General features: G+C 34.3%; 9 protein-coding genes. 8 read left to right on the forward strand and 1 reads right to left on the reverse strand.

Annotated features, from left to right (window positions below; all coding sequences use genetic code 11):
• The first annotated feature begins 88 nt into the window (after positions 1-88).
• The 5 genes from FNE73_RS02975 (at position 89) to topA (ending at position 9,866) form a co-directional block, all read left to right on the forward strand.
• Positions 89-1,078 (forward strand): hypothetical protein, encoded by a 990-nt coding sequence (locus FNE73_RS02975; protein WP_143883289.1) that lies wholly within the window; start codon positions 89-91, stop codon positions 1,076-1,078.
• The gene (locus FNE73_RS02980) at positions 1,079-2,218 is read left to right on the forward strand and encodes an EpsG family protein (RefSeq protein ID WP_143883290.1); all 1,140 of its coding nucleotides are present in this window, start codon (positions 1,079-1,081) and stop codon (positions 2,216-2,218) included.
• 257 nt (positions 2,219-2,475) lie between these two features.
• Positions 2,476-5,919, forward strand: coding sequence for a T9SS type A sorting domain-containing protein (locus FNE73_RS02985; RefSeq protein WP_143883291.1), 3,444 nt, complete (start codon positions 2,476-2,478; stop codon positions 5,917-5,919).
• A 183-nt stretch (positions 5,920-6,102) separates the two neighbouring features.
• Positions 6,103-7,248 carry a hypothetical protein gene (locus FNE73_RS02990; protein ID WP_143883292.1) on the forward strand — a complete coding sequence of 382 codons (1,146 nt, stop codon included), beginning with the start codon at positions 6,103-6,105 and terminating at the stop codon, positions 7,246-7,248.
• 47 nt (positions 7,249-7,295) lie between these two features.
• Positions 7,296-9,866 carry a type I DNA topoisomerase gene (gene topA / locus FNE73_RS02995; RefSeq protein WP_143883293.1) on the forward strand — a complete coding sequence of 857 codons (2,571 nt, stop codon included), beginning with the start codon at positions 7,296-7,298 and terminating at the stop codon, positions 9,864-9,866.
• 50 nt (positions 9,867-9,916) lie between these two features.
• Here topA and FNE73_RS03000 read toward each other — a convergent pair whose 3' ends face one another.
• A complete protein-coding gene (locus tag FNE73_RS03000; RefSeq protein WP_143883294.1) occupies positions 9,917-10,417 on the reverse strand; it encodes a hypothetical protein in 501 nt (166 codons plus the stop codon).
• 232 nt (positions 10,418-10,649) lie between these two features.
• Here FNE73_RS03000 and FNE73_RS03005 point away from each other — a divergent pair, with 232 nt between their 5' ends.
• The 3 genes from FNE73_RS03005 (at position 10,650) to FNE73_RS03015 (ending at position 13,946) form a co-directional block, all read left to right on the forward strand.
• A complete protein-coding gene (locus FNE73_RS03005) occupies positions 10,650-11,720 on the forward strand; it encodes a formimidoylglutamase (RefSeq protein ID WP_143883295.1) in 1,071 nt (356 codons plus the stop codon).
• A 3-nt stretch (positions 11,721-11,723) separates the two neighbouring features.
• Positions 11,724-12,725, forward strand: coding sequence for a glycosyltransferase family 2 protein (locus tag FNE73_RS03010; RefSeq protein ID WP_143883296.1), 1,002 nt, complete (start codon positions 11,724-11,726; stop codon positions 12,723-12,725).
• Positions 12,726-12,815: 90 nt separating this feature from the next.
• Positions 12,816-13,946 carry a glycosyltransferase family 4 protein gene (locus FNE73_RS03015; RefSeq protein ID WP_143883297.1) on the forward strand — a complete coding sequence of 377 codons (1,131 nt, stop codon included), beginning with the start codon at positions 12,816-12,818 and terminating at the stop codon, positions 13,944-13,946.
• Positions 13,947-13,959 lie beyond the last annotated feature (13 nt).

Here is a 13,959-nt window from a genome sequence, read left to right on the forward strand (position 1 = left end):
AAAAAGAAAAAAACTTATACTTTTGCATAAGTTCCCTTTTTGGCAAGAAGTAAAAAAACAAATTCATCTTAAAAAAGATGCTGATCGTATGTTGAAAACGATTGATGAAAAATTTTCCGGATTTCTGTTTGTAGTAATTTTACCGTTTCTGCTGTTTTTCATGTCGTATTATGGCTTTGAATCTGTCTATGTCGGTTTAAAAACTATGCAGAAAGCTCCCGACTTTATGTTTTCGTCAGTATATGCATATCGTGTCATTCCGAATTTTTTAATGTTGGAAGTTTTTGATGGTCTTAATTTTCTGATAAAGAATTATTTTGCGTCACAGGAAAGTTTTATTCTGAAAAACGGCACTGTTTTTTATCACAGTATTTTTTTGATCAATGCTTTCTTTTTTATTCTTTCATCTATTGTTTTAAACAAAATTTTAAACGAAAATTCAGCGGGGATTATAGATGGAAGGTTTAAAAGAATTTTTCATCTGCTTGCCGTTTTTTTTATCGTTATTGTGCAGTACGTTCCAACCAATTGTGACTTGATTGCAATGTTTTTTTACCTTTTGGGAGTTTTACTGACAATAAAATATTATCACAACAGAAAAATATCAAATTTGCTGTTGCTTTGTTTTACTGTTTTTATTTCAACCTTTGTAAGAGAAACCGCTTGTCTTAATATTGCTTTTTTCGGAGCGTTGTTTTTAGATATTAAGAATCCGAAAAAAACTGAGTTTTTAAAAGAAACTGTACTTCTGATTATTTCGTTTGTGCTGCCATATTTTGCATTAAAGCTGATGATTCCTCAGGAGACTTCTTTTTTTGAGGGTGTTTATATCATCAAAAATTTCATCAGCCCTTTTAATCTTGCAGGACTGATGTTCGGAGTGTTGGGATATTATTTTTTCTTTCAACTGGGGAATTCTGAGCAAAAAATCATAATGAAAAAGTATTTGTTTTTTTCACTGCCTTATTTGCTTATGATTACTTTTGTTGGGCTTTTTTGGGAGAGCCGGCTGTTTTTGCCGATGATTCTTACGTCTTTTATTATTGTTTCTTACCGAGTTAACACTTATACTGTATAAATGAGTTTATTACATCCATATTATATCATTGCTATCGTCATTATGATATTTTTTAGCTTTCAGGAAGTTTACGGAAGAAAAGTTGAAAAAAAATGGCTTTGGTTTTTGGGTGGGTACCTTATTATTCTTGCCGGTTTGAGAAATCAGGTTGGTCCTGATTATGGCAGTTATGTAGGTATTTATAATTATTCGGATACTAAGTCTTATATAAGTATCATCATGAAGGCTTTGTATATGGAAGGCCCGCAACCAATGGAACTTGAGTGGCTGTTTGTCCTTATTAATAAACTTTTGCTTAATGTTTTTGATGCTCCTTTTTATATGCTGACTCTGGTTATTGCGGTAATAACAATTATATTGAAAGTAGAGTATATTGAGGATAATACGTTTTATCCTTTTACATTTATGCTTTTCATGTTTATTCCGGGGTTTTTTATTGGGGAAAGTGGTCAGATAAGGCAATGTCTGGGATCTTTTATTGTTTATTACGGTATAAGATATATAAAGCAGGAAAATCTGCTGATGTACCTTTTGTGTATTTATCTTGGTGCGGGCATCCATAATGTCTGCTATGTTTTTCTTCCGATGTATTGGGTAGCAAGAATTCCGATTAATAAATTCTGGATGCTTATTTTTATTATTGCATCTATTTTTGCCTCACCTTTTGAGGTGTATCGTATTTTCGGAAGTTTTATGGATAGTGTAGCAGGAGATGTGATGATTGTAGAAGGGTTTAACGGGTATATAGATGAATCCGTTGAGCGAATCAACGGAGGTGTTGGTATACCGGAGGCAATGATGGCAATTCTTACTTTCTTCCTGTTTTATTTTGATAAACCTATGAAAGAGAAGTATCCTTATTATGAATATCACAGGAATTATGCGGTTGTAGGTATATGTTTTTATTTTATCTTTAGGAATAATCCTATTTTCTCCTCCAGGCTTGCAGGTGCTTTTATTGGTTTTTCCTACATCATTATTCCTAATGCCATGTATGTTGTTTCATATGGCACCAAAAGGCTTATCCATACATTTATCATTACTCTGTTTTTATTCAACTTTATTGTTTTTGCCAGTTTCCGAAATATTGTTAATGGTAATTTCACAGTTGATCGCTATAAGAATTTTTTACTTCCGTAATCATATTCATAATACTTTCATTATTTTGCGAATGAATAAATTTTTATTAAATCTTAATAAAAATTTATTTAATCATATTGTAATTTCTTTCATTATTGTAATTTTGTATTAAACCAAATCGAAATTAAATTTATTCTTAAAAGAATTTATCTTAACTAATTTTTTATTTATTCAAATTGATATTTAAATAATTTTTATTAGTTGTGGTATGTTAGTTATTATATTAATAAATTTAAAAATCGCAAAATTATTACTTTATGAAAAAGCATTACTTGTTTTGTGTTGCGGCAGCTCTATATCTTTATTCTGCCGATGTTTATGCCCATAATCCACGAAAAAATACAATAAAATTTGTCTCCGATATGTCTGAAAAAGACAGTCTGGAAAACAAAGTTCGGGAGACAGAAGTTCTTAATGCCAGAAGAACTGCAGGAAAAGACTGGATGAAAGCTCCAAACAGCTATTGGTTTGACCCCTCTCAGGCAGAAGATGGATTATATATTCCTGTAAAAAAAGCTTATGCAATGTGGTTGGGTTACAAATATTTGGGATACTCCGGTGTCCCTTCGGGTGCTGTTACAGCCGATGTTCTCTGGGAAGATAACCACGGATTAATCAAATCGGGAAATAATTATGCATTGGAGGTTGAAGGTTCAGGGGAAGATGCTAAAATCAAAGTTCTCGTTAATAAGTCTAAAGAAGGGAATGCAGTGGTAGTATTCCGTGTCAACGGAGAAATTTTCTGGTCTTGGCATATCTGGGTAACAGATAATCCTGCAAACGGATCTTCGTATAAGAGTTTTACTCAGGTAAAAAGACAAAAAAGTGACGGAACAATAGAAGTAATTCCTGATGATGAATGGAAATGGATGGACCGCAATCTGGGAGCTCTCAGCAACTCCAATACCGCAGATGACTGGAATAAAAATGGCGGACTGCTTTATCAATGGGGAAGGAAAGATCCAATTCCGCCGTTGGTTTACAAAGGAAATGATTTTTACGAAGTTTCAGGATCTGTGGGAAGAGTTCGTCACAGAGGAGCGCGAAATTTTACCAATGCAATCAATTTTGATAATTTAAGAAGATTTGTTTTATTGTCTAATGCTACTCTTGATAATAATATCCGCCTTTCTGTAAAAAATCCGTTAAGTCTTATTTACGTTAATAAAGACGATAATTCAGGACCTGCTTTTTATAACAATAATAGTAATTTAATGCTCAATTGGTTTGGCAGATCGGGAGGTTTGTCTGATGACCGTCTTACAGAGCTCAATCTGTGGTCAGACAATTCCCGTGGAAGACTTGAAGGCGATTATGCAACAGATGCTGCAACGGCTCCTTATAAAGATAAATCGGGCTTTGATCCCTGTCCGAATGGTTGGAGGCTTCCTTCTGTTTTAGTAGCTAATCAGGCTTCCGGCAGTTATATTGATGATATAAGAATTGATTTTTCGCCGTTTGGAGTAAGAACCAATTTAGGAAAAAATACTTTTGAATCTAACGGGTATCATATCATAAAGCCTAATGATAATGGAGTTCCGTCTTTTATGACGGGTTTTAAAGTCTATCCAAATATAGGATTTGATTTATCGAATGCAGGTGGCTATAATATGGGCGTTTTTCCGGGAACCGGACAATTGGCAGTCAATTCACAGGCAGGTCAGTATACAGATCAGCATCAGGTCGGATTATGGACAGCAACAATGACAAGGTTTTATGATACAACTCCTGCTGTTGGAGCAAGAACGCTGTTTATGGTTCCGGATCAGTATCAGCCAGATACTCCGGATCCTTCTAATCCCAATATTAAAGGGAGATATTGGTATAAGCCCCTTTCTGTGGCTAAAACTTCCGATGCAAATGCATGCCGTTGTATAAAAGATCCGCTTTACCTTCTTAATAATTATGATTTCCCGACTGAGTTTATTACTGCTTCCAATAGTTTTACCGAAGGTTTAAATAATCCAAATACTTATCAAGTGGTAAAAAGTACTGTTGCAACAGCAATAGAAATTCCGGTTACGAAAGCATTTTCTGCTCAAAGTCAGTTGCTGAACAATCCTGATGTTTTAAATCCGTCAAGCTTTAATGATCTTAAAGCAAATGTTTTGTGGTCCACCAATACAGCTTTAATCAGCACGGTTAATATTATTAATCCTTCTCCCGGATCTGTCTCAGCATTATCAAATTCCAAAATTGTTGTCAATATTGCTCCCAACCAAAGTGGAAACGCTGTTGTTACTCTGCATAATGGCAATACTGCTAATCCTGTTTACTGGTCTTGGCATATTTGGGTAACCGATACTCCTGTAGGAACATATAATTACACTACCGAAATGCCTAATTCTTCTGCTCCAAATTATATAAATTATGTAGGAAAAGGAGATGTTTTGAAAACAGAGTTTATGGATCGTAATCTGGGCGCTACAGACGCTTTTCCAATTGTTGCAGATCCTGTGACTCCTACAGCTGCAGAGTATGCCAAGATAAGAGCTTCTACCGGTTTACAGTATCAATGGGGAAGAAAAGATCCAATTCCGACGTTTCAGCATGCTGATACAAGGGCTTCCTATAATGTTTTTTTAGGAACAGTAGGTTCATCAGGATCTGTGGCTTATACTACACTTACTCCGGCAACGTATAATAATTTATCAGGTAATTATATTGTGCCTTACAATACATATACCAATTCCGCAAATGCGAATGTTTTAGCAACCGATAAAGTAAATGAGAAAATAGCAAAAGTTTTGTCTTATTCAGTTAAGAATCCTCTGGTTTACATGATTCCAAGTTCATTTGCGCCATATAATTCAGCTGTGCCGAATTACACCAATGGCACAGACTGGCTCTTGAATGAGCCTAATGCAGCTCCCGAAAGATGGGGCAGAGGCGGAGAAAAATCTCCATTCGATCCTTGTCCTGAAGGATGGAGAATTCCTGATCTTACAGGTGTAGCCATTATCACAAATAAAGATTATGGAATTTCACCTTGGTATAAAAAGGATAAAAAAGTAGCGACAAGCTATAGTGTAATTACTGATTATGCAGGAGTAAGAGTCAGAAATACCACCACAACAACAATTGGTTATATGTTTAATGATCCTACTTATTCCGTAGGAAATTATCCCAACTCAGGTTCACGCGGGTTCAGAAGTGTTACTGCTAACCAGATAGCGACAGGAACTTTCAATGTTAATAATTATCAGTTTCCGGGAGTATGGACAGCGGCTTTGAATTCGAATTATATCGGAAGACCGGTGAATATCTTATTTAATGCCGCTTCTACAGCCAATCGGCTTATCGCATTTCACGACAATAATGATCCTTATTTTGGAATGAATTGCCGTTGCGTAAAAGTAAAAACCAATCAGACTGGTTTTGAAGAAGGTCCTATTCCTGCAATACCTGTTTCTCCGGGAATTTCTTCTGTAAAAGCCTCAAATATTTTTACAGAGAAAGAAATTGAAACCAAAGTGAAAGAAAATCAAATTGTTTTGTTTCCAAATCCGGTGAAAGATGTTTTATATATTAAAGCAACTGAAGCCAAAGATTATTACTACCAGATTTATAATGTTTCAGGACAGCTGATACAATCAGGAAAGTTTGAAAGCATGAAGACAGACGTTTCGTCACTTGTTCAGGGTGCTTATCTGGTAAGAATCAACAATTCTGAGAGTATTGTTAAAATAATTAAAAGGTAGAATTAAGTTATGTAATGCTAAATATTTAGTCATTGAAATTATAGCAATTGAACTAAATTTAGCTACATTCTGCATAAAATAGCTTTCAAGTACGGCAAATTTCATAATTTTGGAACTGAATATGAGATTGTCCGGATTTGAGAGCTATTTCTTTTTTGTGACAAACTTAGAAAACACAAAGACTTGAAGAATATTCTGTCTTATATCAGTATTAAAATTTTAATCTATCTTGTTATTATTGCAACAGCATTGTTTGCAATTGTATTTACGTATAATCACAATGCGAATTCAGACGGCTATATTTTAGGTGACTGGCTTATTAATTATCAGGATGGCGGTTTTAAAAGAAGAGGGCTTTCCGGAAGTTTTTTTTTCTTTCTTCAGGATGTTACAAGCTTTAAGCTCCAGTATTTAGTGTACGGCTTTCAGGTAGTTATTATAACCTCTTTTTTTTATTATTATTTTAAAACCATTCAATATAAAGAGGTGACCTTTCTATATCTCTCACTATTGCTGTCTTCCATTGGTTTTATTGGGATTTTCAACTGTGTGGATTATGTTGGAAAAAAAGAATTTATCGTATTTTTTCTTTTTGCCTTTTTTGTTTATCATCTTAGCAAAAATTCATTATCAGAGCTTAAAGAAAAGTCCGTAGTGGCTGGTCTTTTTATTGCCATGTTTTTTCATGAGATTACACTTTTTTTTATTCCTTATTTTTTAATTGCCTTATATTTAAAAAATCAGAAATGGGAATGGAAAAGATACATAAAGTATATTGTGGCAGTTTTACTTCCTGCAGTGATTATTATTTTGTTCGGGAAAGAAATTAATGAAGGTCAGTCTTTAAAGATTCTGCAAGATCGTGGTGTGGTTCTCACGAAAGGTATTTTCTTTTGGGATATTGATGAAAGACAGTACATCAAAGAGCATTTTAATGAATATAGATTGTATTTTCTGAGTTTGTTAATCAGTGTTTTTCATGTAGGATATTATTTAAAAAATCAAACTCAGCAAAAGCATCTGTCTATTTTGTTAACAGGAGCTTTTTTATTCTCATTACCATTGTTCTATCTAGCTATTGATTGGGGAAGATGGATGTACATTCATATGATATTCCTTATTGTTCTTTTCTCTTTGTTATTGAGAGATTCGGCACATTCATCGTCTTATAAAAAGTTAGTTGTCAACAGGAAATTCTGGGTAACATTGTGTATTGTTTTGTTCTCGTTAATGTATCGTGTTGAGATGTCGGGAAGAGGGTTTACTTTTGAAGGATTCTTCTACAGAACGCTATTTGTACCGTTTGAATTATTAAATAAAATGATTTGACAAAACCCATCTAATAAAAAAGCTTTACTTTTGCAAAAATTTTCAGTATGTCGAAAAATTTAGTAATCGTTGAGTCTCCGGCAAAAGCAAAAACTATTCAGAAATATTTAGGAAAGGATTTTGAGGTGAAATCCAGTTTCGGTCACATCCGTGATCTTCCTAAAAAAGGAATGGGGATTGACTTGTCTACATTCAGTCCCGATTACGAAGTTTCAGCCGACAAAAAGAAATTGGTTGCAGAATTGAAAGCAGCCGTGAAAAAAGCCGATCTGGTTTGGCTGGCTTCCGATGAAGACCGTGAAGGAGAGGCTATTGCATGGCATTTGGCAGAAGAATTAAAACTAAAGCCGGAAAACAGAAAACGGATTGTTTTTCACGAAATCACCAAGAATGCTATTCTAAAAGCCATTGAAAATCCAAGAGATATAGACCAGAACTTGGTCAATGCACAACAGGCAAGAAGAGTTCTCGACAGAATTGTAGGTTTTGAGATGTCTCCTGTGCTCTGGAAAAAAGTAAAACCGGGGCTTTCTGCGGGAAGAGTACAGTCGGTTGCGGTACGTTTGGTCGTAGAAAGAGAGAAGGAGATCCGCAGTTTTGTTCCGAAAGCCAGCTTTAAGCTTGATGGTGTATTTTTAAATAAAACCGGTCAGGAAATTGCAGCAAAGCTTAAAAAAGATTTCGATAAAGAATCGGAAGCTGAAAATTTTCTTGAACTGGCTAAGACAACCGAATTTAAAGTATTAAATGTTGAAACCAAGCCGGGAAGCCGTTCTGCATCTGCTCCTTTCACAACTTCTACTTTACAACAGGAAGCTTCTTCAAGATTAGGTTATAATGTGACCAATACGATGCGTCTTGCTCAGAGATTGTATGAAGAAGGATACATTACCTATATGAGAACTGACTCGGTAAACCTTTCTCAGGAAGCAATTGAGGGTGCAAAAAATCAGATTATTTCAGAATACGGAGCAGAATATTCTTCTCCAAGAAATTATACTACAAAATCTTCTTCTGCACAAGAGGCGCACGAGGCGATCCGTCCGACAGACTTTTCGGTAAAAACAATTGGTGATGCTCAGTTGAGTAAATTATACCAACTCATCTACAGAAGAACATTGGCTTCGCAGATGTCGAATGCTAAAATTGAAAAAACGACCATCGAAATTGGAAATTCTAAACTTCCGCAGCATTTTGAAGCGCAGGGTGAAGTGATTATATTTGATGGTTTCCTAAAGGCTTACGGAATCGTAAAAACGGAAGATGAAGATGAAGAGAACAACGAAAAGCTGCTTCCAAAAGTAAGTGTTGGTGAAGTTTTAAGTTATAAAAAAATTACAGCTACAGAAAAGTTTACCAGACCAAGCGCAAGATATACCGAAGCGGGATTGGTAAGAAAGCTGGAAGAATTAGGAATTGGGCGTCCTTCTACATACGCGCCGACCATTCAGACCATTCAGAACAGAGAATATGTTGATAAAAGAGAGATCGAACCACAAATAAGAGAAGTGGTGAAGATTTCTTTAGCCAATGATAAGGTTAAAAAAGAAGTTCTTGACGAAAAATTCGGGGGCGATAAAAATAAATTTGTTCCTACAGATATTGGAGAAGTGGTAAACGACTTCCTTACTGATAATTTTACAGAAATTCTTGATTACGGATTTACCGCAAGAGTAGAAGAAAGTTTTGACGAAATTGCCAATGGCGGTCAGAAATGGAAGGAAATGATGACGGATTTCTACTCCAAATTTCATCCAAAAATAGAAGATGTAGAAGAAAATGCAGACCGTGCCACCGGAGAAAGACTTTTAGGTGTTGACCCGAAAACGGGTAAAAATGTACACGCCAGAATCGGAAGATTTGGCGCCATGATTCAGATTGGTGAAACGGATGATGAAGAAAAGCCGACTTTTGCGTCATTAATGGCAGGGCAAAATATCGCAACCATTACTTTAGAAGAGGCTTTGGAACTTTTTAAACTTCCTTTCGATCTGAAAGAAGTTGACGGAAATCCTGTCTCGGTAGGTGTAGGCAGATTCGGACCTTATGTGAAATGGGGCGAAACGTATATCAGTATTCCTAAAGGTGAAGATCCGCTTTCTGTAGATCAAAACCGTGCAGAGGAAATTATTGCCGAAAAGAAGAAAGCTGACGCTCCTATTGCGACTTATAAAGGCGAACCGGTGACTAAAGGAAGCGGTAGATTTGGTCCGTTTATTAAGTATAAAGATATTTTTGTGAATGTTCCGAAGCGTTATGACTTTGATAACCTTTCTCAAAGCGACATCAACGAACTTATTGATGCTAAACTCGAAAAAGAAGCAAACCGTTATATTCAGCAATGGGAAAGCGAGAAGATATCTATTGAAAACGGAAGATGGGGACCTTTCATCAAATTCGGAAAAGCGATGTTTAAAATTCCGAAAAAAGCAGATGATACGAAGTATGAAAGCGATGAGCTGAAAGAAATTTCCCTGGATGACGTAAAAAAATGGATTACCGCCCAAGATCCAAAAGCGTTTGCTGAAAAGAAAAAACCTGCAGCAAAAAAGCCAGCTGTAAAAAAAGCAACAACAGCGAAAAAGCCTGCTGTTAAGAAACCATCAGCGAAAAAGTAATATGATTTTAATTTACATTAGCATAAAACACACCTTACCACGGTGTGTTTTTAATTGATTAAGTTTTTTAGTTTCCATTTTGAACCATCTTCAAAAACAATTTCCTCAGGTCTGCATCCTATGATATTTTTCCCATCGTTGCTATAGTTGTTCCAGCTAACAACTGCTTCTTCATTTGGTTTTACTAATTGCTCAGACGATCCACCTCCATAACCTTTGTATATTCCCATGTCAGCTGGATCACCGTAAATATTTTCACCATACCATTTAAATCTAACAGCTACAATATTTTTTTTAGAGACATTCTTGTAAAATAGTTCAATATTTCTTTGTGTAGAGGTAGAATCTTGAACAAACTTACAGAATAAAATTTTTACAGGAGCATTTTTTATTTCATTATTATTGAAATTTCTTTCAATGAAATTATCTCCCATCTCATCCATTAAGACATTCATTATGCTATCTTTAATCTGCTGTTCTGATGCTTTTTCTATTTCTGTTTTACATGAAAACAAAAATATCAATATAAGGATTGGTAATAGTTTTTTCATAAATATTTAATTAAAAGTTTGGTTCTTTTGTTTTTATTAATTGAATACCTTCATTTGAAATAAATCCGTTTTGAATATCAGATAAAAAAATGTTAAAAAGTTAATGTGATTAAAAGCGAAATATTTACTGATAAAAGATTTGGTTTTGCTGTAATATTAGGATTTTTTCTTTGATTTTTCTAGTTCATAATTTAATTTTAATATTTTTGACGATCAATAAGCACTCACAGACATGAATTTTGAAGACTTTATCATTCCGCCGCGGAATTTCAGGACAGAAAATTGGCAAATCGGGCATAAGATAACCAAAGAAATCAAAGAAGACAGCATCGTTCTTCTTTTTGTTTCTGATTACAGAGGAGCTAATGGTGATGCAGAAGTTCAGGATTTTACAGCTGTCAGAAAAGAGTTTTATAAGCTTTCTCAGCTTGATTTTGAAATTCCGGTTGTTGATTTGGGGGACTTAGTTTCCGGTAAATCTGTAGAAGATTCTCATTATATTTTGCAGGAAGTTTTATCGGCATGTCATTACAAAAGAGCAATTCCGGTAATTATCGGCGGATCCAACGATCTTGCTTTTTCGCTTTTTTCTGCGCTTCATTTTCATCAGAAAAACATCAGTTACACACAGATCAGCAATATTATTTCGTTAAAGCAAGGCGAAAATATTAATGAAAATACTTTTTTGAGTAGAATTTTAGGTTCAAAAAATTTTCAGATTAAAAATTATCATCATTTAGGCTATCAGAAGCATTTGAATGAAACAGATTCTGTAAAGCTAATCAAAGAAGTAGAATTTGATATTGTCCGTTTGGCAGAAATGATGAATTCTACAGAAAAAACAGAACCTTTTTTTAGAAAAGCAGACTTGGTAACCGTAAATTGTGATGCTATTGAAAGTTTCAGTGACGCTTTTTCAATGAATCCTCAGGTAAATGGTCTCAACCGAAGAGAAATCTGTGCATATATGAAAGAGATTGGTTTGAGCGAAAACCTTAAATCTGTAGGTATTTTTAATTATAATATTTATTCGGAAAATCAGCTCAATCACCAGCTTTTAGCACAAATGATCTGGTATCTGATTGAAGGCATCAATATACAGCACTCACATCCGAAAGAAAGAAAATACGAAATGTTTTATGTATTGATAGAAGACCGGCAATATGCCTTTAAGCGAGATACGTTTAGCAATCTTTGGTATTTTGGCGATGATGATAATATTGAAAACTGCATTCCGTGTTCCAGAAAAGATTTTGATGAAGCCAAAAAAGGCTGGCTGAGTCCAAGATTTACAAAATCATAAGCAATGATGAATGTTCCCCCCAAAGTTTCAGTAATTGTTCCGGTTTATAATGTAGAAAATTATTTGGCTAAATGTCTGGATTCTCTTGTTAATCAGACTCTTGTTAATATCGAAATTATAGTCGTGAATGATGGAAGTATGGATGCTTCGGAAGGTATTATTCAGCAATATTCAGCAAAATATCCGGAGAAAATTAAATCTTTTACCAAAGAAAATGGTGGACTGAGCGATGCAAGAAATTTTGGAATTGATAAGGCAACGGGAGATTATTTCGGATTTGTAGACAGCGATGATTATGTTAATGAAACTATGTTTGAAGAAATGCTGAGTCTGGCTGAACGGCATAATGCCGAAATGGTGATCTGCAACATTCAGAAAGTTGATGAGAACGGAAATATTACCCAAAAGCTTACACAGATCCCAAATATGCCTGAGAAGATTGATTTGGAAAATAATTTTTCGGTCTTTTCAGATTTAAGTTATTTTGCGTGTAATAAATTGTTCAGAAAAGAACTTTTTAAGAGCAAAAGATTCAAAAAAGGAGTTCATTTTGAAGATATTCAGCTCATTCCGCAGCTTTTGCTGGAATGTGAAACTTTAGCGCAGACTCAAAAATTTCATTATCAGTATCTTGAAAGAACCGATTCTATTACAAAAACTCATAACGAAAGAGGTTTGGATATTCTGAAAGCTGTAGAAGATGTAGAACTGGCTTTTCTCCATTCAAAATATTCTGATAAGCAGAAAGAGATGAAAGGATTTCAGATCCTGGAAGGAATTTATACTTATCTGGCTTATCTGGCTTTTGTAAAAAATGATCATGTATTTTATAAAATGTCTCAGGAATTAGCAGATTTTACACATAAAAGGGGAATTAATTTGAAAGATATATTGACTTACAGTCGTTTCGGTAAGAATTATATTTTATCTTTGCCCCTGAAAAAAAAGATTTTCTATCTTCTGTTTTTTGCAGGACAGAAAAAATTGATCAGAAAATTGATGTAACACAGAATGAAGTTCATTATTTTTTAATGAAAATAATGACTTTTTAATCTTTGCTTTCCCAATCTGGCGAAGAAACTAATAAAGACAACGATGAAAAATTTTGAATTGTTCTTAACCCAGACAGGTATTTCTATTTTTTATGTAAAAGTAGGGTTAGGTTTTTTATTCTCTTTTTTAATTACTTTTTTTTCAATTCCTACAATTATTAAGATCTCCCGGAAAAAAAACCTGATGGATGAACCGGGTGTAAGAAGCTCACATCTCAGAAAAATACCGAATCTGGGAGGAATTGCCATATTTTATTCAATCGGAATATGCATGTCTATTTTTGCATATGAAATTTTTGATTTGTACAAATTTCTTTTTGCCTCACTTATCATCCTTCTCTATATAGGAATCATGGATGATATTGTAGTTATGCGGGCTTACAAAAAACTGATTGCCCAGATTGTTGTTTCTGTGTTTATTGTCATTGGTTCAGATGTGAGAATCAGAAGCTTGTTTGGTATTTTTGGCATTTTTGAAATTAATTATTGGATTAGTGTATTTTTTTCAATAATTACTTTTATTATACTTATCAATGCATTTAATCTCATTGACGGAATTGATGGACTTGCAGGAGGTTATTCTATCATTTGCAGTGCTATTTTCGGCATCAGCTATTACAGATTGGGCGAATATAATTATCCGCTGGTTGTACTTTCTTTTGTAATTATTGGTTCTGTACTGGCTTTTTTATACTATAATTTATCCAACTACAGAGCAACAAAAATATTCATGGGAGATACAGGGTCTATGCTTTTGGGCTTTTTACTTGCCTTTACCTGTATTTGCTTCATAGATATATTCATAGATAAAAATCGTGTAGATGTTCCCAGATATCACCTGAAATCTGCGCCGGTAATTGCTGTCGCTATTCTTATTCTGCCTATTGTCGATACTTTAAATGTAATTATTGTGAGGCTTTGGAAGGGAAAATCTCCATTTGAAGCAGATAAAAATCATATTCATCATAAATTATTAAAGCTGAACCTAACTCATAGGAGATCAAGTTTTTATATTGTGACTTACTATCTTTTTATTATTGGCGTGACTTATTTTCTGCGTCATTCCAATGTTAACCTTCTGCTTTTTACAGTAATGTTTTTGGGATTTGTCGGAGCATATATTCCGGATGCTGTATCTGCATTACAAAACAATAAACAAAAAAGTATTAATTAAATTTCTATTTTTG

The sequence above is a fragment of the Chryseobacterium binzhouense genome (assembly GCF_007474545.1).
Taxonomy (GTDB): Bacteria; Bacteroidota; Bacteroidia; order Flavobacteriales; family Weeksellaceae; genus Chryseobacterium; species Chryseobacterium binzhouense.